The sequence below is a fragment of the Micromonospora chaiyaphumensis genome, from assembly GCF_900091435.1.
Taxonomy (GTDB): Bacteria; Actinomycetota; Actinomycetes; order Mycobacteriales; family Micromonosporaceae; genus Micromonospora; species Micromonospora chaiyaphumensis.
The window spans coordinates 77,449-101,375 of record NZ_FMCS01000013.1 but is presented as its reverse complement, the minus strand read 5'-3'; the positions used below and the strand labels follow the sequence as shown (position 1 = coordinate 101,375).

Genomic DNA, 23,927 nt, shown 5'->3' with positions numbered 1-23,927 from the left:
GGTCAGTCGGCCAGCCGGGCGGGGAAGCCGCCGGTGGCGATCGGCCCCCAGCCGTCGATGGTCACCCGGATCAGCGACTTGCCCTGCTTGACCATCGCCTCGCGGTACTCGTCCCAGTCCGGGTGCTCACCGGAGATGCTGCGGAAGTAGTCGACCAGCGGTTCGAGCGCCTCCGGCAGGTCGAGCACCTCGGCGGTGCCGTCGACCTGGACCCACGGCCCGTTCCAGTCGTCGGAGAGCACGCACGCGGAGACCCGGGGGTCGCGGCGGATGTTGGTGACCTTGGCCCGCTCGGGGTAGGTGGAGATCACCAGCCGTCCCTCGCCGTCGACCCCGCAGGAGACCGGGGAGGACTGGGGCCGGCCGTCGGCGCGGGTCGTCATGAGCACGACCCGGTGCCGGGGGCGGAGGAACTCGACGAGGGCGTCCCGGTCGACCCGGGTGTTGGTCGCGATGCTGCGTGCCATGCCTCGGTTCTACCAGGCGGGCCGGGCAGCCTCAGCGGGGACGGCCGGCGGCCCGGCGCGGCGAGGCCTGCGCGGGCACCCGCGGTGGCGCGCTCGCTCGCCAGGCGCGGCCGTTGGCGTAGATCACCCGGAAGCCGAGGTAGGAGGCGAGCGGCGCCCAGTGCGCCGAGCCCATCCGCAGCTCGGCGGCGTTGTGCCGCTGCCCGTTGGCCAGCACGTCGAGGAGCACGGTCTCGAAGGCGGCGGACTCGACCCAGTCCACCTCGCGGGTGAAGCCGCAGACCAGCGCGGCGCCCGTGACGTCGAGGAAGTCACGCAGCGCGGCGTCGGACGCGCGCAGCACCGAGCAGCTGCCGAAGTAGAGGCGGCGCCCCTCGCAGCGGCCGGCCATCCGCTCGGCGACGTCGGCCAGCTCGACCGAGTCCCAGTCGGTGAGGCAGAGCCGGCTCGGCTCGCCGTGCATGGCGAAGAATCCGACCCGGTAGTCGGCGTACTGCTTGAGCAGCCAGCGGTCGAGGAAGTAGAAGAGCTCGTCGCGGGTGGCGGCGTCCTTGTGGATGAAACGGATCCGGCCCAGCCGTTCGAGCAGTTCGAGGGTGGGCAGGACGGAACCGCGCTCGTTGAGGTCCCGGTGCCACTGGCCCTCGATGCAGAAGACGCCACCCCGTGCCAACGCCCACCTCCCCCGCCTACGCAGGCAGACGTTACCGGGCCGGGGCGACGACGCGACATCACCCTCGGTGTCACCGACTGGTGGATTCCGTCACCGGAGCGCGGTTCCGGGCGGGAATGGGCGTTTCACATTCACCCCAATTCACCGTTAATACCAGCAGTCCGCTAATGCGAGAGCAATTCCCGTTATCCGCCACGAACCACCCGGAGTGCTGTCACGGTGGGAGTACGGGACTTCCCGGTCGATGTCCCGTCCCAACCCCACATCACTCTCTAACCGGGAGGAATTCTGTGCGCGTCAACATGCTCAAGCGGACGGCCGTCGCGTTCGCGCTGGCCCTGCCCGGGGCCGCGATCGCCACGGTCGTCGCCGCGCCGGCGGCTCACGCCGACGGCTGCTACACCTGGAACCGGAACCTCTACCAGGGGCGCTCCGGGGAGGACGTCCGGCAACTCCAGATCCGTGTGGCCGGCTGGGCCGCCTACCGGGACATCGTCCGGGTCGACGGCAGCTACGGGCCCGAGACGGCGGCCGCGGTCCGGCGCTTCCAGTCCGCGTACGGGCTGAGCGTCGACGGCGTCGCCGGCCCGCAGACCTTCGCCAAGATCTACGAACTCCAGGACAACGACTGCACGCCGAAGCACTTCAGCTATGCCGAACTGGACAACGGCTGCGGCAAGGGCGGGTGGAGCGGGGGCCCGCTCTCGTCGACCGCGACCCGGGAGAACGCCGTGCGCACCATGTGGAAGCTGGAGGCGCTGCGGCGCAGCCTCGGCGACACGCCGCTCTACGTCAACAGCGCCTTCCGCAGCATCGCCTGCAACCAGCAGGTCGGCGGTGCCTCGGACAGCCAGCACCTCTACGGCACCGCGGCCGACGTGGTCTCCCGCAGCAGGACGCTGTGCCAGGTGGCTCAGTCGGCCCGCAGCCACGGCTTCAGCGGCATCTTCGGCCCCGGTTACCCGGGCCACAGCGACCACGTCCACGTCGACTCCCGCCGGGAGAACAACCGGGACCGGTCGGCGAACACCACCACCTGGTCCGCCCCGAACTGCGGGGTGAGCTGAACCGATGATCGAGGGCGGCCCGGCAGCAGGGGTGGGGGCTCCCTGTGCCGGGCCGCCGTCGGCAGCCCCGGGGGCGCTGAACGGTCGTCAGCTCGCCCGGGGCCAGCGCGGCCGGGTGGCGGGGGGTGCCACGGGCCGGCCGGTACCGCCGGGCCGGAGAGCGGGCCGCACCGGAGGTGCGGCGACCCGGCCGGCCGGGCCGCGCGGGGACGGGGCCGCCGCCGGCCGGCCGGCCGACGGCCCGGTCAGCACGAACGGGAAGGGCACGTGCACGAACGGGTTCCCGTGCCGCACCAGGGCGTCGATCTGACGCTCGTTGAGGCCGTGGGCCTCCAGCACGCGCCGCCCCCACCGGTGCAGGCGGCAGGGGTACGAGGCGCCGTCGTTGCGGCACTTCGGTCCGGCGGGCCACTCCTCGGCGGCGTGCACCACCACCGCCCGGACCGCGAGGCGGACATCCTCGGGGGTCAGCGGCGCCGGCACCGGCACCTCGCCCAGGATCTGATCGATGGGATCCGTCGACTGCTCACCAACTCGCACGGCAGGCCTCCCGCAGCTCGGCAGCGGTGCGGCGGACCGGCCGCACCACATCCTCGACCACTGGTACGGCCCCGCACCGGCAGCAGTTCAATCCCGCCCGGCGGTCAGACCAACCCGGCGTCCTGGACGAGCAGCGCCACCTGCACGCGGTTGTTCAGGTCGAGCTTCGTGAGCAGGCGCGAGACGTACGCCTTCACGGTCGCCACGCTCATGAACAGCTCCGCGGAGATCTCCGCGTTGCTCCGGCCCCGCCCCAGCGCGACGGCGACCTCCCGCTCCCGCCCGGTCAGGTCGTCGAGCAGCCGCAGCGCCCGCGCCCGCCTCGTGTCCGGTTCCCGGGCCGGCGCCGGCGCGGTCACGTGCGCGATGAGCTTGCGGGTCACCGCCGGGGACAGGGTCGCCTCGCCGGCCGCGACCCGGCGCACCGCCGCCACGATCTCGGCGGGCGGGGTGTCCTTGAGCAGGAAGCCGCTCGCCCCGGCCCGCAGCGCCCGCAGCACCTGCTCGTCGGCGTCGAAGGTGGTCAGCACCAGCACCTCGGGCGGGTCCGGCGCGGCCCGCAGCGCCTCGGTGGCGGCCAGCCCGTCGACCCGCGGCATCCGGATGTCCATGAGCACCACGTCCGGGGCGTACGCGGTGACCGCGGCGGGCACCTCCGCGCCGTCGGTGGCCTCGCCGACCACCCGGACGTCCGGCGCCCCGCCGAGGATCATCGACAGCGCGGCCCGGACCAGCGGGTCGTCGTCGACGATCAGCACCCGGACGGGCGGCCCGGCGGTCACGCGGGCGCCCAGGGCAGCCAGGCGACGAGCCGGAAGTCGCCGTCGGCGTCCCGCCCGTGGTCGAGCCGCCCGCCGGCCAGGGTGACGCGCTCCGCGACCCCCACCAGCCCGGTCCCGGTGCCCGGGATCGGCGAGCCGGCCTCGCCGACCGGCCACGGGTTGCGGATCTCCACGGCCAGGCCGTCGCCGGGACCGCCGGCCAGCCGGACGGTCACCAGCGCGCCGGGCGCGTGCTTGCGGGCGTTGGTGAGCCCCTCCTGCACGATCCGGTACGCGCTGCGCCCGACCGCCGCCGGCACCGCCGCCGGGTCGGCGACCTCGTCCACCACGCCGACCCGTACGCCGGCGGCCCGGGACTCGGCGACCAGGGCGGGCACGTCGCCGAGGGTGGGTTGCGGGCGTTCCGGGGTGGCCCCGGCGGCCGGCTCGGCGCGGAGCACGCCGATCACCTCGCGCAGGTCCTGCAGCGCGGCGTGCGCGCTGGCCCGGATCACCCCGGCCGCCCGGGCGACCTCCGCCGGCGGCGCGTCCGGACGGAACTCCAGGGCGCCGGCGTGCAGGCTGAGCAGGGAGATCCGGTGGGCGAGCACGTCGTGCATCTCGCGGGCGATCCGGGTGCGTTCGAGCTGGCGGGCCTGGTCCAGCCGGAGCTGCTGCTCGGCCTCGGCCCGCTCGGCCCGGTCGCGCAGCGACAGCACGAGCTGGCGGCGGGCCCGGACGAACAGCGCCCAGGCCACCGTGCCGCCGATGAAGAGCAGGGTCCAGGCCACGGCGGCCCAGAACGGCAGCACCGGGTCGGGGCGGACGGCCAGGTAGAGCGGGGTCGTCACGAGGTGCCAGCCGACCAGCGCCAGGGCCACCGTCAGCCGCCGGTGCACCACGACCGTGAACAGGATGATCAACAGGGCGATGCCGGAGGTGACGGAGAAGAGGGCCAGCGGCGCGGCGGCCACGGCCAGCCCGACCGGCCAGCGCCGGCGCAGCCAGAGCGCGGCGCTGGCCAGCAACCCGACGGCCAGGTCCAGGTGGTTGAGCCAGGCCGGCCCGAGGTTCACCGCGAACTCCGGCTTCGGCTGCAGCGAGTCGCCGTAGGCGAGCAGCACCCAGGCCACCGAGAACAGGAAGGCCAGGCTGTCGACGAGCCAGTCCCGGGGCGTGCGCCGGACCCGGGCGGCGGGCACCAGGGAGCCCGGCAGCAGCCAGGGGTGATCGGGTACGACGGCGCTGCTCATCCACCCATGCTAGGAAGCCCGTTCCGGGCCCGACCAGCTACCAAAGTCGACGCCTGCCGGTAGACCGAGGTATCGGCAGCTCCCGACCGCCGGCCGCAGCGGGCGACCGGGTGGCCCCGGCAGGCTCGACGGCATGATCGAAGTCGACCACCTCACCAAGCGGTACGGCCCGCACACCGCCGTCGAGGATGTCTCGTTCCGCTGCGAACCGGGCACGGTGACCGGGTTCCTCGGCCCGAACGGCGCCGGCAAGTCCACCACCATGCGGATGATCTGCGGGATGACGGCGCCCACCGCGGGTGGGGCCACGGTCGCCGGGCGGCCCTACCGGGAGCTGCCCAACCCGGGGCGGGAGATCGGCGTCCTGCTCGACGCCTCCGCGCAGCACGCGGGCCGGACCGGTCGGGAGGCGCTGACGCTGGCCGCCCGGACCATGGGCGTGGCGCGCGGGCAGGTCGCCGCGAAGCTCGACCTGGTCGGGCTGAACGAGACGGCGGCGCGGCGGCGGGTCGGCGCGTACTCCCTGGGCATGCGGCAGCGGCTCGGCCTGGCGCTGGCGCTGCTGGGTGACCCGCGGGTGCTGATCCTGGACGAGCCGGCCAACGGCCTCGACCCGGAGGGCATCTTCTGGATGCGCGGCGTGCTGCGCGGCTTCGCCGACCGGGGCGGCACGGTGCTGCTCTCCTCGCACCTGCTGCGCGAGGTGGAGGCGGTGGCCGACCGGCTCGTGGTGATCGGCGGCGGCCGGGTGGTCGCCCAGGGCGGCAAGGACGAGCTGCTGGCCGGTGCCGGGACCCTGGTCCGCGCCCGGGACCAGCACACCCTGCGGCTCACGCTGGACCGGGCCGGCCTGCCGGCGAGCGCCGGCACCGACGGCGGCTACGTGGTCCGGGCCGAACCGGAGGCGGTCGGCCAGGCCGCGGCCGACGCCGGGCTGGTCCTCACCGAGCTGCGCCCGGCCGGCAGCGGCGGCCTCGAACAGCTCTTCCTCACCCTCACCGCCGGCGCGTCCACGAAGGAGGCCGTCCGATGACCGCCGTCACCGCCCCCGCCCCCACGCTGAGCCGCCCGGCGGCGACCGGCCCCTCGCTGGCCCGGCTGACCGGGGTGGAGCTGCGCAAGCTCGCCGACACGCGGGCCGGCCGCTGGCTGCTGATCACCATCGGGCTGGTCGCGGCCGTCATCGTGACGGTGCAGGTCTTCGTGCTGCAGGACGCGGCGCAGACGTTCACCGCCTTCTTCACCCCGTCGCTGTTCCCGGTGGGGTTGCTGCTGCCGGTGCTCGGCATCCTCTCCATCACCGGGGAGTGGTCGCAGCGCACCGCGCTGACCACCTTCGCGCTGGTGCCCCGCCGGGAGCGGGTGGTCACCGCGAAGCTCGCCGCGGTGGTGCTCGCGGCGCTGGCCTCGGTGCTGGTCAGCCTGGCCGTCGCGGCCGCCGGCACGCTGGCCGCCGGGGCCACCGGTGGCGCGGGCACCTGGACCTTCGACTGGCACCTGCTGCCGTACGCGGCGGTGTTCCAGGTGGTGAACGTGCTGATGGGGGCGGGCTTCGGCCTGCTGCTGCTGAACACCCCGCTGGCGATCGTCACCTACCTGCTGCTGCCGACCGTGTGGAGCGTCCTCGCCGCGATGATCCGGGCGCTGCGCGAGCCGGCACGGTGGCTGGACACCTCGGTCACCATGGAACCCCTGCTCGGCCCGGACATGACCGCCGGGCAGTGGGGCCGGCTCGGGGTGTCGCTGGCCGTCTGGCTGCTCGTCCCGCTCGTCGCCGGGCTGGTCCGTACCCTGCGGCGGGAGGTGTCCTGACCGTGGCGGCGCGGGGGCCCGGCGAGGCCGTCGTGGTCAGCGGCGGGGCCGGCGAGCTGGTGGTCATGTGGGCGGGGTTCCCGCTGCTCGGGGCGGGGCTGGGCGCGGGGCTGACCGCCATGTCCGGCTGGGTGGCCGACCTGCCCTGGTTCCCCTTCCAGGGCTGGTTCGCGCTGCTGGACCGGTGGCCGGCGGAGCGGTCGTTCCCGGTGGGCGCGGCCGTGGTGGCCCTGGCCGGTCTGGTGCTCGCGTTCCTGGGCACCCGGGAACGGCTGACCGTGACGGTGGGGCGCACCTCGGTCCGGCTGCACCGGGACGGTCACGGCCGCGACGTCGCCCGGGCGGAGGTCGCCGGGGTCTTCCGCGACGGGAAGGCGCTGGTGCTGCTGGACGCCGCCGGCGGTGAGCTGGCCCGGGAGCGCTCGGACCTCGGCGCGGAACGGCTGCGGGCCGCGTTCACCGGGCAGGGCTGGCCGTGGGTCGACCGGGACCCGTACGAGGCGGCGTACCGGCGGTGGGTCGAGGGCCTGCCGGGGCTGCCGGCCGGGGCGGACGCGCTGCTGCGGGCGCGGCAGCGGGCCGTCGACGCCGACCGGGGCGGCGAGGCGGTCGAGCTGCGCGGTGAGCTGGCCCGGCTCGGGGTGGTGGTCCGGGACGAGGGGAAGCGGCAGTACTGGCGGCTGGTCCCCGGTCCGCCGGACCGGGACGGCGCGCGGCGGTAGCGTCGGCGGTGGGACCACCGAGTGCGGGGAGGGCGCGCGATGACCGAGCGGCAGCCGTACCGGGTGGTGGCCCGTCACCCGGGTTTCGAGCTGCGCCGCTACCCCGCGCACCTGGTCGCCGAGGTCCGCGCCGAGGGGTCGTTCGAGTCCGCCGGCAGCGCGGCGTTCCGGCCGCTGGCCCGGTATCTCTCCGGGGCGAACCGGTCGCGCCGGGCGGTCCCGGTGGCCGCGCCGGCGACGCCGCAGCTCGCCGGCTCGGAGCGGATCGCCATGACGGCCCCCGTACTGCAGGAGGAGGGCGACCGGCCGGGAAGCTGGCTCGTGCGGTTCGTCATGCCGGCAGGCTTCACCCCGGCCACGCTGCCCGAGCCGACGGACCCGCTGGTCACCACCCGGGAGATCCCCGCGCAGCTCGCGGCCGCGATGCGGTTCTCCGGGCGGTGGACCGCGCGGACGTTCGAGCGCCGGGCCACGGCGCTCGGCCGCGCGGTCACCGCCGCCGGGCTGCGCCCGACCGGAGCCGTCCGGTACGCGCGCTTCGACCCCCCGTGGCGGCCCTGGTTCCTACGCCGTAACGAGGTCGTGCTCCCGGTCGCCGAATAGTCGGCGGCCGGCACGGTCGCCCGGGGGCACCCCTAGACTCGGGGACCCGCTGCTGCCCCACCGGATGGGAGACCTCCCGTGCGCCGCTGGCCCGCCGCCCTGGTCCTGGTGCTGCTGCTCGCCGGCTGCGGCGGCGGCGACACCGGGACGACTGTCCTGCCGGCCTGGGAGGCCCCGTCGCCGACCGCGCCCGCCCCGCTGACCGTGAAGGAGGCGAAGGGCCGCTACCTGGCCATCGTGGCGCCGTACAACACCGCGCTGGAGGAACTGGAGGAGGCGCTGGCGGCGCGCCGGCCGTGGCAGACGGTCCGGAAGTTGGCCGGCACGGTCGCCACCACCAGCGCCGCGCACGCCGAGCAGCTCCGCGCCACCGACTGGCCGGCCGCGACGCGGGCTCCCCTCGCCGCGCTGCTCAAGGAGAACGACGTGGCCCTGCGGCACTGGAAGCTCGCCGCCGGGGCCGGGAGCGCCGCGGCGCTGATGCGGGAGATCCGGGCCGCGGCCGCCCACGACGGCGGTGCGCAGGCCGACAAGGTACGCGGCAGCCTCGGCCTGCCGGTCTACCGGGACTCCTGACCGCGGTACCGCTGCCCGCCTGCCCCTCCGGACGGCGTCGGGCCCGCGCCGAGGTGCGGCGCGGGCCCGAACGGGGTGGGCGAGCTACTTGCCGTTGCCCGTGTTGTTCACCCGGAAGCTGTAGTCCGCGTCCAGGTAGGTGAGGTCACCGGTCGGCAGGTTGGAGATCAGGACGGCGAAGTCGTCCTGGTTGCCGTTGGCGCACTTCGTCCGCAGGCCGCCGGCGGTGAACTGGTCGCCGGTGGACCGGTAGACCCAGTTGCCCGCGCCGTCGGTGGTCTCACCCGGCGAGGTGACGCCCGGGGTGAGGTCGCAGTGGCTGACCACCTGGACCGTCCAGTTGTTGTCCTGGACGCCGTTGGTGGCGAACCAGTTGCCCGCCGCCGAGGTGAGGCTCGCGTCGGCGCCATTGACCTTCACGTCGTCCACGAACCAGCCGGTGTCCATGTACGCGGCGTCGGTGGAGTACCGGAAGCGCACGTCCGTGGTGCCGGCCGGCAGGTCGGCGGTGAGGTGCTGGTAGACCGGGTCGTCGACGAAGTACTCGCCGCCGGAGGTGCCGGTCAGGCCGTTGCCCTCCTCGTTGTTGCCGTGCGGGTCGTCGTTGGTGGTGACCACCTGCCCGGCGTCGGTGCGCACCGGCACCGTGACCCAGCTGCCGTTGACCAGGGCCTCGACGAAGCCGTAGTCCCAGCCCTCCTCGATGAAGTACCAGCTCCAGAAGTCGAGCGAGGTGACCGCGCCGGAGGTGGTGACGTCGAGGATGTTGTCGTTCTGGCTCTCGTACCCGGCGTACCAGTGGGTGGCGCCGGTGTGCGGCGGGACCGCCGTCTCGTCGTCGCCGTCGAAGGCCAGCGACACCGTCGGGCCGGGGTTGCGGAACCGCTCGACCGACATGCCGAACGGCACGGCGGTGGTGTCGGGGCGGTTCTTCAGCCGCGCCCACTTGGCCTCCGGGGTGGAGCCGTGGTAGCTGCCCCGGCCCGCCCAGAAGACGTCGTCGGCGATGTCCATGGTCCAGGAGGTGTCGGCGGGGTCGCCGAAGTTGAACGCCTTGATGTCGTAGATCGGCGAGCCCTCGTCGTCCAGGTAGACCGCCACCGACCAGTCGCGGAACAGGTCGGCCGCGCTGCGCAGGTGGGCGCCGGTCGCCGCGTTGAAGTCGTCGATGGCGTTCTGCACGCCGGTCATGCCGTCCGCCTGCTCCTCGAAGATCGTCTTGATGAGCAGGTCACCGGCCTTGCCGTCGTACTGCTTGTCCGGCGTCCAGGTGCCGTCGCCGTTGCCTCCGGCCTGCTCCCACAGGTACTGGAAGTAGGTGAACGAGGCACCGTAGTTGGCGAGGGTGCCGCCCCACCGGGTCAGCGACGTCTCCTCGTACAGGACCTGGTGGTTGGTCAGGTGCGAGCCCCCGGCGTCCAGGCCGTTGAGGAAGATGGCGAAGTCGGCCAGGCCCTCGTCGACCCAGGACAGCTCGCCCGGGTCGCTGTAGTTGTGCAGGAGGTGCTGCAGCTCGTGCGCGACCGTGCCCTCGTACAGCTCGGGGCGGTCGTTGGCCGGGTTGGCGTCGCGCCACGGCGAGTCGTTCGGGCCGACCCGGTTCGCCCAGTCGAGGGCGTCCACGACGATGACGTTCATGCCGTTGCTGTCGATGAAGTCCGGCGCGAAGTAGCCGGCCGTGTACGACGTCTGGGCGCAGTCGTAGTAGGCGTCGTCCTGGATGTTGTAGAGCACCATGACCAGCGAGTCGCTGGCCGGCTCGTCCGGGTCGGCCGCGTCCATCGGCCCGAAGTGCTCCTCGTCCACGGCGACGATCTGGTCGGCGAGCTTGTCGCCGACGTAGTCGATCTGCGCCTGGGTGAGGGCGAACTGCGCCGCCGTGGCGGTGGCGCAGGGGGTGAACGCGTCGCCCGGGTTGTGGTCGAACTGCGGGTCGAGGCTGGCCACGCCGGCCGGCGCGCTGCCGTCGAGCGGGGTGCCCTTCGGGACGTAGATGTAGACCGGGGTGCCGTCCGGCGTGGTGTTGGCGTAGACCCGGGTGAAGTCCTGGTTGTAGGTGCCGCCCGCCGCGCTGTCGTTGATCGGCAGCGTGATGGTCGGTTCACCGGGAAGGTTCTCGTGGTCGTTGGCCTGGGCCGGGGCCGAGACCGTGAAGGCGAGCGCCGTCACGCCCGCCACCGCGGCCGCGATCCGGCTCGGTCGTCGCATTCGCACGTGGTGCCTCCTGCCGTGAGGCGGTGATCAGCTCCGGCCACCGCCGTCGGGTGTGCAGATGCCCCCGGCCGTGCCGCCGCGGCGGCGGCTGACCAGGGGAATTTGCTTTAGGCAACCACTTGCGACGGTGGCCGGGGAGGCGAGCCAGGTCACAAATGTGTCACGACCGCGAGTCACCTGACCGCACGTGCAACCCCGGCCGGCGGATCGTCCGAGGGGCCGGCGTCCGCCCGGCCGTCCATCTCGTACCGACCGGGCCGGAGCCGGCCACCGTTCGGGTCCGGAGCCGGCGCCCGTTCTAGGCTGGGTGGTCGAGTGACGCCGGCGCGAGGAGGCCCCATGACCCGCTACGCCGCCCTGCTGCGGGGCGTCAACGTCGGCACCACGCGGCTCGCCATGGCCGACCTGCGCCGCCTCGTCGGCGACCTGGGGCACGAGGACGTCAAGACCTACCTGCAGAGCGGCAACGTCGTCTTCAGCAGTCCGCCCACGAAGGACGACCTCCTGGCCGAGGGCATCGCGCGCAAGCTCGCCGACGAGCTGGACCTGCGCGTGCCCGTGCTGGTGCGCAGCGGTGACGAGCTCGCGGCGGTCGTGGCGGCCAGCCCGTACGCCGGCAAGCAGGACGACCCGACCCGCGTGCTGGTGGCCTTCCTGGCTGCCGCGCCGAGCCCGGCCCGGGTCCGGGAGCTGGCCGCGCCGGCCGGCGAGAACCTGGAGTTCGCGGTCGACGGCCGCGAGGTCCACCTGCACTTCCCCGACGGCGGCTACGGGCGGACGAAGTTCACCAACGCCCACCTGGAGAAGAAGCTGGGCGTGGTGGCGACCACCCGGAACTGGAAGTCGGTGCTGGCCCTGCGCGACCTGACCGCCGGCTGAGCGGAGGGACCGGCCCCCGTGACCCGGCCCCTCCGCGCGCGCGAGCTCAGAAGTGGTACGCCGTGTGGTATTCCGGCACCAGCACGCGGCTGCGCGGCGAGGCCTTCCGCACGGCGGCGATCAGGTCGTCGAGGCGCTTACGGTCGGTCGGCGCCACCGCCGGCGGGTTCGTCAGCGGGGTCTCGAAGTTGTCCCAGTGCACCGGCACCACGACCTTCGGGTGATCGAGGGCGGCCATGAGCCGGGGCACGTAGTCGGCCGTGGCGGTGGTCGCGGCCGAGGCCACCATCGCCACGTCGGGAGCCAGCCCGACCAGGTTGCGCTCGGCGAAGTCGCTCGCCCCCATGAAGAACACCGACGGCCCGCCGTCGACCCGGATCTGGTACGCCAGGGTGTCCCCCTCGGGCAGGTCGGCGATCGTCGCCGGCTTCGGCGGCCGGCTCACCCGCACCCCCGGGAAGGCCATCGACCAGGCGCCGTTGCGGCTGTGCAGCGAGCTGATCACCTCGACCGTGTACGCGCCGAAGTCGAGCACCTCGCCGCCCTTGACCGGGGCGAGCTGCCCGCTCGGCAGCCCCTGGGCCAGCCCGAGGTGGTACGCGGTCAGGGTGCCGACGACCCGGGCGCCGGTCCGCTCCGCGATGTAGGGGACGTCGTTGAAGTGGTCCCAGTGGGTGTGCGTGACCAGGATGTTCTCGGCCCGGTCCACCAGCGGGTCGATCACGGTGGGCCGCACCGTCAGCGGGGTGTTCTCGTCGAACGCGCCCCGGAACAGGCCGGTGTCGAAGCGGCTCAGGTACGGGTCGACCAGCACCGTGCGGTCGCCGATGTCGATCCGCCAGCCGGACGTGCCCCACCAGCGGAAGCTGACGGCGCCGCCGCGGCGGGTGCCGGCGGGGACGGGGTCGGCGGCGGCCCGGGCCGGCGCGGCCGGCACGCCGGCGACCAGGCCACCCGTCGACACGGCGGCGGTGCCGACGGCGGCATCACGCAGGAAACGGCGGCGGTCGTAGGAGCGTTTGTCGAACATGGAGCGTCCTCCCCGTGCGGGACCGGTTGATCGGTGGGCCCACCCCACCATCGGCGGCCCGCCCGTGTCCAAGATCGTCCGGCGGCACGACCGATACGCGCCCGGATATCACCGCAGGTCACCGCCCTGCCGCCGGGCCGGGGCGGCCGGGAAATCAACCCGTGCGCAACGCCTCGACGGCGGTCCGGGCGGCCTCGCCCATGGCCAGGTCCACGTCGATCCGGCGGGTGCTCAGCCGCTCGGTGCGGGCGAACACCGCCACCGCGTACCGGCCGCCGTCGGGATACTCGACGACCCCGGCCTCCAGGTGCAGGCCGGGCAGGGTGCCGGTCTTCCCGGCGACCCGTACGCCGGGCGGGAAGCCGGCGGCGAGCCGGGTCCAGAAGAGCTGCCGGGCCATCAGCTCGCGGACCATGGCGCACGCGGCCGGCGGTCCCGCCTCGTCCCGCCAGATCAGGCGGAGCAGCCGGGTCATCTCCCGGGCCGTGCTGGACGTGGTGTGCGCCGGGTCGAAGACCCGCATGGCCCGGACCCGCTCCGGCGGCAGGGTGGGGAAGATCCGGGCGAAGTCGGCCTCCGTGCGGGCGCCCACGTCGGCGAGCATCGTCTCGACCAGCTGCCGGGGACCGCCGACGATCCGGGTACGCGGCAGGTCCAGCTCGGCGGCGAGCATCGGCAGCACGTCCGGGCCTACCCGGCGCAGCAGCAGGTCGGCGGCCGTGTTGTCGCTGACCGACATGGCGAAGTAGGCCAGGTCGCGCAGGGACACCTCGACGTCGTCGGCGCAGCCGGCGACGCCCCAGCCGCCGAGCCGGTCGGCGGCGCCGACCAGCACCCGCTCGACCGGGTCGAGCTGACCGGCGACGACCTGCCGGGCGAACTCCAGCGCCAGCAGGATCTTGAACACGGAGGCGATCACCACCTGCTCGTCGGCCCGCAGCGCCACCGCCCGCCCCGGCGTGTCGACGTCCTCGACGTGCACGCAGCCGCTGATCCCGGCCCGCTCGAAGATCTCCCCGATCCGCTCCCCGCTCACCCCGACACGCTAACCAGCGGCGGTCGGGGCGGGCGTAGGGTGCCCGTCGTGGACCTGCTGCGACACCTGCGGCACTTCGTGGTGGTCGCCCGCGAGCTGCACTTCGGGCGGGCCGCCGAGGCGCTGGGCATGGCGCAGCCGCCGCTGAGCCAGTCGATCCAGCGGCTGGAGCGCGAGCTGGGCGCCACCCTCTTCGACCGGTCGCAGCGGCAGGTCCGGCTCACCACGGCCGGCCAGCTCCTGCTGGGCGAGGCCGACGAGCTGCTCGCCGGGGAGCGCCGGCTGCGCAACCTGGTCGACCAGGTGCGCCGGGGCGCGCTCGGCGTGCTGCGCGCCGGCGTACCCCCGGAGACCCCGGCCGTGACGCTGCGCGCGCTGCTCGACGGGCTCGCGGCCCGGGCGCCCGGGCTCGACCTGGACCTGCACGAGCTGACCAGCGCGGAGCAGCGGCGGATGCTGGCCGAGGGGCGGCTCGACGTGGGCCTGCTGCACCATCCGGTGGAGGAGGCCGGGCTGCGCTTCGGCCCGGCCGTGGACACCCCGGTCGGTGTGCTGCTGCCCCGGGCCGCTCCAGCGGCGCGGGCCCGTGAGGTGACGCTGGCCGACCTGGCCGGCCTGGATCTGATCACCGCGCCGCCGGCCACCGCGCCCGGCTGGCACGGGCACCTGCTGGCGGTCTGTCGCCGGCACGGCTTCGTGCCGGCCCGGGTCCGGCCCGCCCGCAACCCGGAGTTCCTGTTCGGGCTGCTGCTGGCCGGTGGCGCGGTCGCCCTGGAACCGGAGGCGGTGGCCCGCCGCGAGCCGCGGGTGGCCTGGCGGCCGCTCGTCGGCGCGCCGCTTGTGAAGCGAACCTCGGCGGCCTGGCCGGCGCGGGCCGGGCATCCGGCGGCCCCGATGTTCGGGCAGCTCGCGGCCGAGGTGCTGGCCGTCGCGGAGCCGCCGCCGGCGACCGCGGCGCTCGCGTCGGCCGCCCGGCCCTGGCCGGTGCTCTTCGAGGCCGGCCAGGGCGGGACGAGCCCGGATCAGCAGCCGCAGGTGTAGTAGAGGATGTCCCAGTGGTTGCCCTCCTTGGTGTAGAGGTTGCCGGAGGGCGCGCGGTACTGGTAGCCGAAGCCGGAGATGTAGCCGACGTAGGTGTAGGCGGCCGAGATGTAGTTCTGGATGCATGTGCTCGGGGCGATGTCGACCTTGTAGCCGTTCCAGTGGCTGTAGGTGCCGCTGGTGTGGCCGACCTCGGTGCCGGCCGTGATGGTGACGGCGCAGCCGCTGGCGCGCTTGAAGGTGATGATCCCGTCGATGGTGGCCTGGCGGATGCCCTCGAAGGAGGTGCAGGTGGCGACGTAGCGGTCGCTGCAGTTGCCGCTGGATGTCCAGGAGATGCCGGCGGCGCGGAGCTGCGAGGTGGCGCTGGAGTGGCTGATCGCCCAGGCTGGGGCGCTCAGGCCGAGGGCGGCGCCGACGGTGACGGCGGTGGCGGCGAGCAGGGTGAGCAGGCGCCGACGGAGACCGGTTCGGATGGACGACATGATGCTCCGTTCCCGTGCTGACGAGGTTGCAGGATTCCTATCAACCATCGATGCCCGCGAATACGTGGCCGGGACACACAGGATCGATTCCGATTGATGTGTGTCCCAGACCTTGCTACGGGGGCGAGCATGGTGGCGGCGCAGATCACCCGGTGGCGGCCGTGACGAGCCGGGTCGAGCGGGTAGAGAACCCGGTTGGCAAGGCCCGGCACGGCGCGTGGAAGCGTTCCCGGGCACTCGGACGATCGGAGATGAGGCTCCCATGGCCCCGAACAGCGTTCCCGACATCTCGCTCAACGACGGCAACACCATCCCGCAGCTCGGCTTCGGGGTCTTCCAGATCGAGCCGAAGGACACCGCACAGGCCGTCAGCAGGGCGCTTGAGATCGGCTACCGGCACATCGACACGGCCGAGATGTACGGCAACGAGGCCGAGGTCGGCCAGGCCGTGCGCACCTCCGGCCTGGACCGGGGCGAGGTCTTCGTCACGAGCAAGCTGAGCAACGCCTTCCACCGCCCGGACGACGCCCGCAAGGCGTTCGAGTCGACCCTCGCGGAACTGAAGTTCGACTACCTCGACCTGTTCCTCATCCACTGGCCGCTGCCGACCCGCTACGACGGCGACTTCGTCTCGACCTGGCGGGTGCTGGAGGAACTCCAGCGCGACGGCCGGGTCAGGTCGATCGGCGTCTCCAACTTCCAGGTCGCCCACCTGGAGCGGCTGGCCACCGAGGCGGAGGTCACGCCGGCGGTGAACCAGATCGAGGTGCACCCGTACTTCGCCAACGAGGAGGTGCGCGCCTACGGCAAGGCGCACAACATCCTCACCGAGGCGTGGTCGCCGATCGCCCAGGGCAAGGTGCTGGACGACCCGACCGTCGTCGACATCGCCGAGGAAGTCGGGCGGACCCCGGCCCAGGTGGTGCTGCGCTGGCACGTGCAGCGCGGCGACATCGTGTTCCCGAAGTCGACCACGCCGAGCCGGATCGAGGAGAACTTCCAGATCTTCGACTTCGCGCTGGACGACGCGGCCATGGACCGGATCAACGGCCTGGACAAGGGCGAGGCCGGCCGGCAGGGCCCGAACCCGGACACCTTCGACTACCTGCCCGAGTGAACCGCCATCCCGACCGGGTGCCGGGCTGACCGGCCCCCGCTCGGGGGCTCAGGAGCTGATCCGCTCCGCGAGCCGGCGGAACGCGGCCTGCGTCGGCGACCCCGGCGCCGGGACGTAGACGATCAACCGCTGGTCGGTCTCCGGCACGTGCAGCACCCGGCACTCGAACTCCAGCGGGCCCAGCTCCGGGTGGGCGACCCGCTTGACGGTCGGGCGCCGCTCCCCCACCTCGTGCTCGGCCCAGAGGGCGGCGAACCGCGGGGACAGCCCGAGCAGTTCGGTGACCAGCGCGGCCAGCGCCGGGTCGGCCGGGTAGCGGCCGTACGCGGCCCGCAGGTCGGCCACGGTGGTGCGAGCGAACCGCAGCACCTCCGGGTCGGCCCAGTGCGACTCGGGCACCGTCGCGCCGAACATCCAGCGCACCATGCTGCGCCCGCCGGGCGGCACCGCCGACAGGTCGCCGACGAACCAGGCGGCCAGCCGGTTCCAGGCCAGGATCTCGTAGGCGGCGTCGACCAGGTACGCGGGTGTCTCCGACATCGCGTCGAGCAGGTGCCGCGTCCCCGGCGACACCTCCCGGCCCGGCCCGGTCGCGTCCGGTGGGCAGTCCCCGGCGACCTGGAACAGGTACACCCGCTCGTCCCGGCTGAGCAGCAACGCCCGGGCCAGCGCCGCGAGCACCTGCCGGGACGGGTGCGGGCCGCGCCCCTGCTCCAGCCGGATGTAGTAGTCGATGGCCATGCCGGCGAGCTGCGCGACCTCCTGGCGGCGCAGGCCCGGCGTGCGGCGGCGTACCCCCTCGGGGAGGCCGACCTCGGCGGGGCGCAACCGGGCGCGGCGGGTGCGCAGGAAGTTCGCCAGTTCCGCGCGGCGCAAGGTGCTCATGTCCCCAAGCCTGCCGCACCACCGGCCGTCCAGGCTGGTACCACCGGTACCAGGTTCGGCGGGCCTCTCCCGCCGGCCCGTGCCGGGCGGCAGCCTCGACCGCATGACGACGACGATCGCCCTGGTCACCGGGGCCAACAAGGGAATCGGCCTGGCCACGGCCCGGCAGCTCGGCGCGCGCGGGATGACCGTGCTGGTCGGCGCGCGGGACGCCGCGCGCGGCCGGGACGCCGCGGACAAGCTGCGCGCCGAGGGGGCCGAGGCCCGCTCCGTGCCGCTGGACGTCACCGACGCGGCGTCGGTCGCCGCCGTGGCCGGGCTGGTCGAGCGGGAGTACGGCCACCTGGACGTGCTGGTCAACAACGCCGGCATCATCCGGGCCGACGGCGCCGGGCTGCCCAGCGAGACCACGCTCGACTCGCTGCGGGAGGTGTACGAGACGAACGTGTTCGGCGTGGTCGCGGTGACCAACGCGCTGCTGCCGCTGCTGCGCCGCGCGCCGGCCGCCCGGATCGTGAACGTCTCCAGCGAGGTCGGCTCGATCGCGGTGATGACCGACCCCGAGGGCGCCCTGTTCGCGCTCACCTCGATCCCCTACCCGTCCTCGAAGACGGCGCTGAACATGGTCACGGCCATGTACGCCAAGGAACTGCGGGACACCCCGATCAAGGTGAACGCCGCGAACCCCGGCTACTGCGCCACCGACCTCAACCACCACAGCGGGTTCCGCACCCCGGAGGAGGGGGCGGAGGTGAGCGTGCACCTCGCCACCCTGCCGGCGGACGGGCCGACCGGCCTGCTCTGGGGCTACCAGATGGACGCCGGCGGCGGCTACGGGGTGCTGCCCTGGTGAGAGTTTGACTTCGCGCGCACTCGAAGGTGGAGGGTGGTGGCACCGCACCGACGGGGAGGACACCATGCGATACCGCACCATCGGCACCGACCCGGCCACCCGGCGCGAGGTCAGCGTGCTCAGCCTCGGCGCGATGCTCTTCGGCACCGCCACCGACGAGGCCACCTCGTACGCCATCCTCGACCGGTACGTCGAGGCCGGCGGCACCTTCATCGACACCTCCGACAACTACGCGTTCTGGCAGAACGGGGGCCAGGGCGGGGAGAGCGAGGAGCTGCTCGGCCGCTGGCGGCGCAGCCGCGGCATCGGGGGCGAGGTGTTCATCGCCACGAAGCTCGGCGCCCGCCCGCTCGCCCCGGGCACCAGCTACGTGGACAACGCCGAGGGCCTGTCCGCCAAGGTGATCCGCGAGTCGGCCGAGCGCAGCCGGGAACGGCTCGGCGTGGACCGGCTCGACCTGCTCTACGCGCACATCGAGGACCGCACCGTGCCGCTGGAGGAGACGGTCCAGGGCTTCGCGGACCTGGTCGCCGAGGGCACCGTCGGCCTGCTGGGCGCGAGCAACCACCGCGCCTGGCGGGTCGAGCGGGCCCGGGCGCTCGCCGCGTCGGCCGGCCTGCCCGGGTACGAGGTGCTCCAGTACCACCGCAGCTACCTGCCCCGGCGGCTCGACCTGCCGGGCGACCTGGACCCGGACGGCGACGTCGGCTGGGTCGGCCCCGACCTGGCGAGCTACCTGCGAGCCGAGCCGCAGCTCACCCTGGTGGCGTACTCGCCGCTGCTCAAGGGCGCCTACGCGAAGCCGGAACGCCTCGGCGAGGAGTACGCCCTGCCGAGCACCCCGGCCCGGCTGGCGGCGCTGCGGGCGGTCGCCGACGAGACCGGGGCGACGGTCAACCAGGTGGTGCTGGCCTGGTTGCTGGGCGGCGACGTGCCGGCGATCCCGCTGGTCGGCTTCTCCTCCGTGGCGCAGCTGGAGGAGAGCCTCGCGGCGGTCGAGCTGGAGCTGACCGTGGAGCAGCGGGTCCGGCTGGACGCGGCCCGCTGACGACGGCCCTGGTCGGGCGTGCCCCGCACGCCCGACCAGGGGTGCGCCTGCTCAGCTCGCCGGAAACGGGCGCAGCCCGATGTCGACCGTCAGCGTGCCGGTGGACGGGACGGTGACCGGCTTCGCGTCGGAGGCCTCGGCGACGCCGTCGTACCAGCCCGCGTAGTCGGCGAACCCGCCCCACTGCCAGCCGACGGTGACGGTCTGCCGGCCGAGCACCCGCGCCTCGTACCGGCCGTCGTAGTCCCACGTCGACCCGACGACCTCACCGGTGGCGGCGTTGTGGAACGTCAGCACGGCGCTGACCGGGTGTCCCGCGGGGTTCGTGAGCCCGCCGGTCACCAGGGTGCCGCGCTTCAGCGCCGGGCTGTAGGTGGTGCTCTGGCCCGCCCGGACGGTGACCGGCTTCGCCTGGCCCCGGACCGGGACCCCGCCCGACCACTGGAGGGCGTGGTCGGGTGTGGTGAACAGCAGCGGCCAGCGGTAGGGGCCGAGCCAGTCGATCCGGTAGGTGCCCTGACCGTCCAGGTAGGTGCCCCAGCTGAGGTAGGACAGGCCCGAGGAGTGGGCGAGCGAGACCTCGCCCGAGGTGACCGGCGCACCGGTGGCGGCGCTGGTCACCGTGCCGGTGATGGTCCCGGCCCGGTCGAGGCGGACCGGCGGGACGGTGACGGTCCGCCCGGCGGCGAGGTTGAGCCTCCGGGCCCGGGCCGGGTCGCCCGTGCCACCGGTGGCGCCGACCCACTGCGCCCCGTACGGCGAGCCGCCGGTCGGCCGGACGAAGAGGTTCCAGGAGCCGGCCCCGACGTTGTCGAGCCGCAGGCGCCCGGTGCCGTCGGAGCAGGCCAGCGGGCCGACGCTGGGCAGTTCTCCGGTGCCGGCCGGAGCGACCGTCGCGCACGCTCCCGCGACCGGCGCCCCGGTGGCGGCGTCGACCACCGTCGTCTCGACGTGGGCCGCGGGTGTCAGGTCGACGACCGCGGTGGCGGTGTCGCCCTCGGTCACGTTCACCGTCGCGTCGGCGGCCAGGTGGTTGCCGTCCTCGGTGTAGACCCGGATCGTCTGGGGGCCGGGGACGAGCCGGGGAATGGTCAGCTCGGTGTCGTCGCAGTTGCCGCCGCGGCCGTCGGCGTACGCGCAGACCCGGCTGATCGGCGCGCCGGTGATCGCGTCCCGGGCCCGCACGGTGAGCGGGCTCGGCGGGAGCAGCCGCTCGGTGACGTCCGTCGTGTCCCCCGCGGTCACGCGGAACGCCTCGGCCCGGGCGTAACTCGTCTTCCCGTGCACCCACTGTCGCAGCCCGTCGTCGGGCAGGTCGGGGTCGACGTACGCCGGGGTGATCAGAATCTTGTAGTCGTTGGCCGGCACCTCCACGCTGAGCTGCCCGGACTCGTCGAGTTGCAGGAACTCGGAGTGGCTGTCGTCGGTGGCCACCAGGTTGACGCTGCCCCGTGCGGCGGCGCCGTCGGGCTGGGTCACGGTGAGCCGCAGGAGCCCGGCGTCCGGCTCCTGCGCGGCGGAGGCGGCGGTGGCCGGTAACGCGGCGGCCAGAACCGCGGCGGTGAACGTGGCGAGACTTCGACGTGCGACGGACACAGGGATCCCCTCTCCGGTGAGTGCACGGGGACCCGCGTGGCAGCTGACGAGACACCCCCCGTGCGTCATGTGCCGCCGGAAGCGTAGGGCGATCGGTCCGTCGCGCACTGTCCGCGATCCGGCATCCGGCAGCGGTGCCGCACCCCCCGCGCGAAGAGGCATATCGGTCGTGCCCGATTCACCCTTCTCTCGTCAGCTCGATCCGCCAGTCGTTCGACCGCATGAGGTGCCCCGGCGGGTACTCGAACTCCGTCTCGCCGAGCAGCGTGAACCCGGCCTTGCGGCACACCGCGTTCGACGCCGGGTGGTCCACCGACGGGTAGGCGTGCGCGAAACGCCGGTCGCCGTGCGCCGTGGCCTCCGCGATCAGCGCGCGCACCGCCGCGCTCGCCAGCCCTCGCCCCTGGTACGCCGGCAGCACCGCCCAGCCCATCTCGTAGACCGGCTCGCCGCGCCACTCCCGCGCCCAGTAGCCGACGCTGCCCACCTTCGTCCCGTCGGGCAGCGCGACGGTGAACATGTGCCCGCTGCGCGGGCCGGGGCCGCGCAGGTAGCGCTCGTGCCGGGCGAGCACCTGCTCGTCGGTCTCCGGGCCGCCGGTGTGCGCCCGCACCTCCGGCGCGTTGAGCTGCCGCAGCAGCGCCAGGTCGTCGGCGCTCCACCGCGCGAGGCGTACCTCGGTCATGCCGTCCCCTCTCCTCCGGCGCCGATTGAAGCAGCCGCCCCCGACACCGGCCCGCCAGATCCGATCTGGCGGGCCGCCGGTCGTCTTCTGGCGCCTGCGGGGTGAGGCCCACACCAGCGGGAGGGGAGCATGACGCCGTTGCGGCTCGCCGTGATCATCGGCAGCACCCGGGAGGGACGGATCGGCGACCGGATCGGTCGCTGGTTCGTCGCGCAGGCACGCCGCCGGGACGGGCTGGCGGTGACCGTGCTCGACCTCGCGGGGTACGACTTCCCGGCCAGCCTGCCGGCCGAGCCCACGGCGGCGATGCGGTCGTTCGCCCGGGAGGTGAACCGCGCGGAGGCGTTCGTGGTGGTCACCCCGGAGTACAACCACAGCTTCCCGGCGTCGTTGAAACAGGCGATCGACTACGCCTACGACGAGTGGCAGGCCAAGCCGGTCGGCTTCGTGTCGTACGGCTGCCGGTCGGTCGGCCTGCACGCGGTCGACCAGCTGCGCACCGTGTTCACCGCCCTGCACGCGACGACCGTGCGCGACACCGTCGGCGTCGACCTGCTCGACGGCGAGCCGACGGGGCGGGTCGAGGAGCAGCTGCGGCAGGACGCCCGGGTGCTCCTCGACGAGCTCTGCTGGTGGGGCCTGGCGCTGCGCGAGGGTCGCGCGGCGCGCCCGTACGTCTCCTGAGGACACCGATGAAGAGAGGTAGTGATCATGAGTAACCGGAACACCGGCCTGGCCGTCGAGGCCGACGGCCTGGTCCGGTCGTTCGGCTCGACCCGCGCGCTCGACGGCCTGGACCTCCAGGTCCCCGCCGGCACCGTCTACGGCCTGCTCGGGCCGAACGGCGCCGGCAAGACCACCGCGGTACGGGTGCTGGCCACGCTGCTGCGCCCGGACGGCGGGCAGGCCCGCGTCTTCGGCCACGACGTGGTCGCCGAGGCGGACGCCGTGCGGGCCCGGGTCAGCCTCACCGGCCAGTACGCGTCGCTCGACGAGGACCTGACCGGGGCGGAGAACCTGGTCCTGCTGGGCCGGTTGCTCGGCCTGGGCCGGCCGGCGGCCCGGCAGCGGGCCGACCAGCTCCTCGCCGCGTTCGGGCTGACCGAGGCGGCCGGGCGGCAGGTGAAGAAGTACTCGGGCGGCATGCGGCGGCGCATCGACATCGCGGCGAGCATCCTCAACACCCCGGACCTGCTGTTCCTGGACGAGCCGACGACGGGGCTGGACCCGCGCAGCCGCAACCAGGTGTGGGAGATCATCCGGGCGGTGGTCGCGCACGGCACGACGGTGCTGCTGACCACGCAGTACCTGGACGAGGCCGACCAGCTCGCCGGCCGGATCGCGGTGGTCGACCACGGCCGGGTGATCGCGGAGGGCACCCCGGGCGAGTTGAAGTCGTCGGTCGGCTCCGGCACCGTCCACGTGCGACTGCGTGACGCCGGGGAGCGAACCCGGGCCGAGCAGGTGCTGCGGACGGCGCTGGGCGTTCCCGTGCAGTTGGAGGCCGACCCGGTGGCGCTCACCGCCCGGGTCGGCGAGGACGGCACCGACCTGGAGGCCGGCGAGCAGGCCGCGCGCGCCCTGGGTGAGCTGGCCCGGGCCGGCATCGTGGTGGACGACTTCTCCCTCGGCCAGCCCAGCCTGGACGAGGTGTTCCTGGCCCTGACCGACCACCCCGCCGTCGGGGCCGACGAGCGGGACGACGAACTGGAGGCGGCCCGATGAGCGACACCGCGACCACGACCGGGCGGCCGCCGTCCGTCTACGTGCCGTCCGCCGAGGCGCTGGCGACGGTGCTCGCCCCGGGCGAGCGGCCACCGAGGCCGGGGGCGCTGTCCGCGTCGCTGACGTTCGGCTGGCGGGCGCTGCTGAAGATCAAGCACGTGCCGGAGCAGCTGTTCGACGTGACCGCGTTCCCGATCATCATGGTGCTGATGTTCACGTACCTGTTCGGCGGAGCCCTCGCCGACAGCCCTCGTGACTACCTGCAGTTCTTCCTGCCCGGCATCATGGTGACCAGCGTCGTGATGATCACCATGTACACCGGTGTCGGCCTGAACAACGACATCGAGAAGGGCGTCTTCGACCGGATCCGCACCCTGCCGGTGTGGCGGCCGGCCGCGCTGGTCGGCATGATCTTCGGCGACGTGCTGCGCTACGTGCTCGCCGCCGTGGTCATCCTCGGCGTGGGGCTGGCGCTCGGGTTCCGTCCCGCCGGCGGACCGGTGGGCGTGCTCGCCGGCATCGGCCTGCTCGTGATCTTCTCGTTCGCGTTCTCGTGGGTGTGGACGTTCTTCGGCCTGGTGCTGCGCAGCGAGAAGTCGGTGATGGGGGTCAGCATGATGGTGCTGTTCCCGCTGACGTTCCTGAGCAACGTCTTCGTCGACCCGGCCACCATGCCGGGCTGGCTCCAGGCGTTCGTGAAGGCCAACCCCATCACCCACCTGGTCGCGGCCGTACGCGCCGCCATGGCCGGGTCGGCGGACGCCACGAACACCATGTGGCTGCTGCTGTGGAGCGCCGGGTTCGTGGTCGTCTTCGGCACCCTGACCATGTACCGCTACAACCGCCGCTGACCCGACGG

At 73.8% G+C, this 23,927-nt stretch carries 26 protein-coding genes; 14 read left to right on the top strand and 12 right to left on the bottom strand.

Annotated features, from left to right (window positions below; all coding sequences use genetic code 11):
- Positions 1 to 2 precede the first annotated feature (2 nt).
- Together GA0070214_RS28165 and GA0070214_RS28160 are read right to left on the bottom strand one after the other, a co-directional pair.
- A complete protein-coding gene (locus GA0070214_RS28165) occupies positions 3 to 467 on the bottom strand; it encodes a PPOX class F420-dependent oxidoreductase (protein WP_091269543.1) in 465 nt (154 codons plus the stop codon).
- A 31-nt stretch (positions 468 to 498) separates the two neighbouring features.
- Complete coding sequence (locus GA0070214_RS28160; RefSeq protein WP_091269542.1) at positions 499 to 1,140, bottom strand: DUF6642 family protein; 642 nt, start codon at positions 1,138 to 1,140, stop codon at positions 499 to 501.
- 290 nt (positions 1,141 to 1,430) lie between these two features.
- Between GA0070214_RS28160 and GA0070214_RS28155 the strand changes: the two genes are divergently transcribed.
- A complete protein-coding gene (locus GA0070214_RS28155; RefSeq protein ID WP_091269541.1) occupies positions 1,431 to 2,207 on the top strand; it encodes a D-Ala-D-Ala carboxypeptidase family metallohydrolase in 777 nt (258 codons plus the stop codon).
- Positions 2,208 to 2,294: 87 nt separating this feature from the next.
- Here the strand turns inward: GA0070214_RS28155 and GA0070214_RS28150 are convergent, their stop codons facing one another.
- From GA0070214_RS28150 to GA0070214_RS28140, 3 genes are all read right to left on the bottom strand, one after another.
- Positions 2,295 to 2,747 carry a hypothetical protein gene (locus GA0070214_RS28150; RefSeq protein ID WP_091269540.1) on the bottom strand — a complete coding sequence of 151 codons (453 nt, stop codon included), beginning with the start codon at positions 2,745 to 2,747 and terminating at the stop codon, positions 2,295 to 2,297.
- A gap of 104 nt (positions 2,748 to 2,851) precedes the next feature.
- A complete protein-coding gene (locus GA0070214_RS28145; RefSeq protein WP_091269539.1) occupies positions 2,852 to 3,529 on the bottom strand; it encodes a response regulator in 678 nt (225 codons plus the stop codon).
- Complete coding sequence (locus GA0070214_RS28140) at positions 3,526 to 4,761, bottom strand: sensor histidine kinase (protein WP_091269538.1); 1,236 nt, start codon at positions 4,759 to 4,761, stop codon at positions 3,526 to 3,528. The genes GA0070214_RS28145 and GA0070214_RS28140 overlap by 4 nt, the downstream gene beginning before the upstream one ends.
- Before the next feature lie 133 nt (positions 4,762 to 4,894).
- On the opposite strand from GA0070214_RS28140, the gene GA0070214_RS28135 reads away from it, so the two are divergent.
- From GA0070214_RS28135 to GA0070214_RS28115, 5 genes are all read left to right on the top strand, one after another.
- Complete coding sequence (locus GA0070214_RS28135; RefSeq protein ID WP_091269537.1) at positions 4,895 to 5,794, top strand: ABC transporter ATP-binding protein; 900 nt, start codon at positions 4,895 to 4,897, stop codon at positions 5,792 to 5,794.
- Positions 5,791 to 6,573 (top strand): ABC transporter permease, encoded by a 783-nt coding sequence (locus tag GA0070214_RS28130; RefSeq protein WP_091269536.1) that lies wholly within the window; start codon positions 5,791 to 5,793, stop codon positions 6,571 to 6,573. The genes GA0070214_RS28135 and GA0070214_RS28130 overlap by 4 nt, the downstream gene beginning before the upstream one ends.
- A 2-nt stretch (positions 6,574 to 6,575) precedes the next feature.
- Positions 6,576 to 7,295 carry a YqeB family protein gene (locus GA0070214_RS28125; RefSeq protein WP_091269535.1) on the top strand — a complete coding sequence of 240 codons (720 nt, stop codon included), beginning with the start codon at positions 6,576 to 6,578 and terminating at the stop codon, positions 7,293 to 7,295.
- 39 nt (positions 7,296 to 7,334) lie between these two features.
- Positions 7,335 to 7,898 (top strand): SOUL family heme-binding protein, encoded by a 564-nt coding sequence (locus GA0070214_RS28120; RefSeq protein ID WP_091269534.1) that lies wholly within the window; start codon positions 7,335 to 7,337, stop codon positions 7,896 to 7,898.
- A gap of 78 nt (positions 7,899 to 7,976) precedes the next feature.
- Positions 7,977 to 8,474 (top strand): hypothetical protein, encoded by a 498-nt coding sequence (locus GA0070214_RS28115; RefSeq protein WP_091269533.1) that lies wholly within the window; start codon positions 7,977 to 7,979, stop codon positions 8,472 to 8,474.
- An 84-nt stretch (positions 8,475 to 8,558) separates the two neighbouring features.
- Here GA0070214_RS28115 and GA0070214_RS28110 read toward each other — a convergent pair whose 3' ends face one another.
- Complete coding sequence (locus GA0070214_RS28110) at positions 8,559 to 10,682, bottom strand: hypothetical protein (RefSeq protein WP_091269532.1); 2,124 nt, start codon at positions 10,680 to 10,682, stop codon at positions 8,559 to 8,561.
- 345 nt (positions 10,683 to 11,027) lie between these two features.
- Between GA0070214_RS28110 and GA0070214_RS28105 the strand changes: the two genes are divergently transcribed.
- Positions 11,028 to 11,567: a DUF1697 domain-containing protein gene (locus tag GA0070214_RS28105; RefSeq protein ID WP_091269531.1), complete on the top strand. Its 540-nt coding sequence runs from the start codon at positions 11,028 to 11,030 to the stop codon at positions 11,565 to 11,567.
- Between the two features lie 46 nt (positions 11,568 to 11,613).
- Here the strand turns inward: GA0070214_RS28105 and GA0070214_RS28100 are convergent, their stop codons facing one another.
- Both GA0070214_RS28100 and GA0070214_RS28095 read right to left on the bottom strand, forming a co-directional pair.
- Positions 11,614 to 12,597 carry an MBL fold metallo-hydrolase gene (locus tag GA0070214_RS28100; protein WP_091269530.1) on the bottom strand — a complete coding sequence of 328 codons (984 nt, stop codon included), beginning with the start codon at positions 12,595 to 12,597 and terminating at the stop codon, positions 11,614 to 11,616.
- Between the two features lie 154 nt (positions 12,598 to 12,751).
- On the bottom strand, positions 12,752 to 13,633 hold the full coding sequence (locus GA0070214_RS28095) for a serine hydrolase (RefSeq protein ID WP_091269529.1): 882 nt from the start codon (positions 13,631 to 13,633) through the stop codon (positions 12,752 to 12,754).
- A gap of 48 nt (positions 13,634 to 13,681) precedes the next feature.
- Between GA0070214_RS28095 and GA0070214_RS28090 the strand changes: the two genes are divergently transcribed.
- Positions 13,682 to 14,674 (top strand): LysR family transcriptional regulator, encoded by a 993-nt coding sequence (locus GA0070214_RS28090; RefSeq protein WP_091269625.1) that lies wholly within the window; start codon positions 13,682 to 13,684, stop codon positions 14,672 to 14,674.
- Here GA0070214_RS28090 and GA0070214_RS28085 read toward each other — a convergent pair.
- The gene (locus tag GA0070214_RS28085) at positions 14,656 to 15,159 is read right to left on the bottom strand and encodes a hypothetical protein (protein ID WP_091269528.1); all 504 of its coding nucleotides are present in this window, start codon (positions 15,157 to 15,159) and stop codon (positions 14,656 to 14,658) included. The two genes, GA0070214_RS28090 and GA0070214_RS28085, sit on opposite strands and share 19 nt — an antisense overlap.
- A 262-nt stretch (positions 15,160 to 15,421) precedes the next feature.
- On the opposite strand from GA0070214_RS28085, the gene GA0070214_RS28080 reads away from it, so the two are divergent.
- Positions 15,422 to 16,276, top strand: coding sequence for an aldo/keto reductase (locus GA0070214_RS28080; RefSeq protein WP_091269527.1), 855 nt, complete (start codon positions 15,422 to 15,424; stop codon positions 16,274 to 16,276).
- Between the two features lie 48 nt (positions 16,277 to 16,324).
- Here the strand turns inward: GA0070214_RS28080 and GA0070214_RS32875 are convergent, their stop codons facing one another.
- Positions 16,325 to 17,161, bottom strand: a complete 837-nt coding sequence (locus GA0070214_RS32875; protein WP_091269526.1) for a helix-turn-helix transcriptional regulator — start codon at positions 17,159 to 17,161, stop codon at positions 16,325 to 16,327.
- Positions 17,162 to 17,264: 103 nt separating this feature from the next.
- On the opposite strand from GA0070214_RS32875, the gene GA0070214_RS28070 reads away from it, so the two are divergent.
- Both GA0070214_RS28070 and GA0070214_RS28065 read left to right on the top strand, forming a co-directional pair.
- Entirely contained in the window at positions 17,265 to 18,014 is a 750-nt protein-coding gene (locus tag GA0070214_RS28070) for an SDR family oxidoreductase (RefSeq protein WP_091269624.1), read from the top strand.
- 64 nt (positions 18,015 to 18,078) lie between these two features.
- Positions 18,079 to 19,062, top strand: coding sequence for an aldo/keto reductase (locus tag GA0070214_RS28065; RefSeq protein ID WP_091269525.1), 984 nt, complete (start codon positions 18,079 to 18,081; stop codon positions 19,060 to 19,062).
- 51 nt (positions 19,063 to 19,113) lie between these two features.
- Here GA0070214_RS28065 and GA0070214_RS28060 read toward each other — a convergent pair whose 3' ends face one another.
- The gene (locus GA0070214_RS28060) at positions 19,114 to 20,658 is read right to left on the bottom strand and encodes a DUF1190 domain-containing protein (protein WP_091269524.1); all 1,545 of its coding nucleotides are present in this window, start codon (positions 20,656 to 20,658) and stop codon (positions 19,114 to 19,116) included.
- A 178-nt stretch (positions 20,659 to 20,836) separates the two neighbouring features.
- Positions 20,837 to 21,343 carry a GNAT family N-acetyltransferase gene (locus GA0070214_RS28055; protein WP_091269523.1) on the bottom strand — a complete coding sequence of 169 codons (507 nt, stop codon included), beginning with the start codon at positions 21,341 to 21,343 and terminating at the stop codon, positions 20,837 to 20,839.
- 129 nt (positions 21,344 to 21,472) lie between these two features.
- Here GA0070214_RS28055 and GA0070214_RS28050 point away from each other — a divergent pair, with 129 nt between their 5' ends.
- The 3 genes from GA0070214_RS28050 to GA0070214_RS28040 are packed head-to-tail and all read left to right on the top strand — an operon-like array spanning position 21,473 to position 23,919.
- The gene (locus GA0070214_RS28050) at positions 21,473 to 22,027 is read left to right on the top strand and encodes an NADPH-dependent FMN reductase (RefSeq protein WP_091269522.1); all 555 of its coding nucleotides are present in this window, start codon (positions 21,473 to 21,475) and stop codon (positions 22,025 to 22,027) included.
- Between the two features lie 27 nt (positions 22,028 to 22,054).
- Positions 22,055 to 23,068, top strand: a complete 1,014-nt coding sequence (locus GA0070214_RS28045) for an ATP-binding cassette domain-containing protein (RefSeq protein WP_091269623.1) — start codon at positions 22,055 to 22,057, stop codon at positions 23,066 to 23,068.
- Positions 23,065 to 23,919, top strand: a complete 855-nt coding sequence (locus GA0070214_RS28040) for an ABC transporter permease (protein WP_091269521.1) — start codon at positions 23,065 to 23,067, stop codon at positions 23,917 to 23,919. Before GA0070214_RS28045 ends, GA0070214_RS28040 begins: the two co-directional genes overlap by 4 nt.
- Positions 23,920 to 23,927 lie beyond the last annotated feature (8 nt).

Bases quoted from the DNA above. Each gene is read 5' to 3' on its own strand.
- GA0070214_RS28080 (WP_091269527.1), top strand. From the start codon at position 15,422: ATGGCCCCGAACAGCGTTCCCGACATCTCGCTCAACGACGGCAACACC.
- GA0070214_RS28165 (WP_091269543.1), bottom strand. From the start codon at position 467: ATGGCACGCAGCATCGCGACCAACACCCGGGTCGACCGGGACGCCCTC.
- GA0070214_RS28070 (WP_091269624.1), top strand. From the start codon at position 17,265: ATGACGACGACGATCGCCCTGGTCACCGGGGCCAACAAGGGAATCGGC.
- GA0070214_RS28045 (WP_091269623.1), top strand. From the start codon at position 22,055: ATGAGTAACCGGAACACCGGCCTGGCCGTCGAGGCCGACGGCCTGGTC.
- GA0070214_RS28120 (WP_091269534.1), top strand. From the start codon at position 7,335: ATGACCGAGCGGCAGCCGTACCGGGTGGTGGCCCGTCACCCGGGTTTC.
- GA0070214_RS28085 (WP_091269528.1), bottom strand. From the start codon at position 15,159: ATGTCGTCCATCCGAACCGGTCTCCGTCGGCGCCTGCTCACCCTGCTC.
- GA0070214_RS28110 (WP_091269532.1), bottom strand. From the start codon at position 10,682: ATGCGACGACCGAGCCGGATCGCGGCCGCGGTGGCGGGCGTGACGGCG.
- GA0070214_RS28105 (WP_091269531.1), top strand. From the start codon at position 11,028: ATGACCCGCTACGCCGCCCTGCTGCGGGGCGTCAACGTCGGCACCACG.
- GA0070214_RS32875 (WP_091269526.1), bottom strand. From the start codon at position 17,161: ATGAGCACCTTGCGCCGCGCGGAACTGGCGAACTTCCTGCGCACCCGC.
- GA0070214_RS28100 (WP_091269530.1), bottom strand. From the start codon at position 12,597: ATGTTCGACAAACGCTCCTACGACCGCCGCCGTTTCCTGCGTGATGCC.
- GA0070214_RS28130 (WP_091269536.1), top strand. From the start codon at position 5,791: ATGACCGCCGTCACCGCCCCCGCCCCCACGCTGAGCCGCCCGGCGGCG.
- GA0070214_RS28135 (WP_091269537.1), top strand. From the start codon at position 4,895: ATGATCGAAGTCGACCACCTCACCAAGCGGTACGGCCCGCACACCGCC.
- GA0070214_RS28050 (WP_091269522.1), top strand. From the start codon at position 21,473: ATGACGCCGTTGCGGCTCGCCGTGATCATCGGCAGCACCCGGGAGGGA.
- GA0070214_RS28140 (WP_091269538.1), bottom strand. From the start codon at position 4,761: ATGAGCAGCGCCGTCGTACCCGATCACCCCTGGCTGCTGCCGGGCTCC.
- GA0070214_RS28040 (WP_091269521.1), top strand. From the start codon at position 23,065: ATGAGCGACACCGCGACCACGACCGGGCGGCCGCCGTCCGTCTACGTG.
- GA0070214_RS28065 (WP_091269525.1), top strand. From the start codon at position 18,079: ATGCGATACCGCACCATCGGCACCGACCCGGCCACCCGGCGCGAGGTC.
- GA0070214_RS28055 (WP_091269523.1), bottom strand. From the start codon at position 21,343: ATGACCGAGGTACGCCTCGCGCGGTGGAGCGCCGACGACCTGGCGCTG.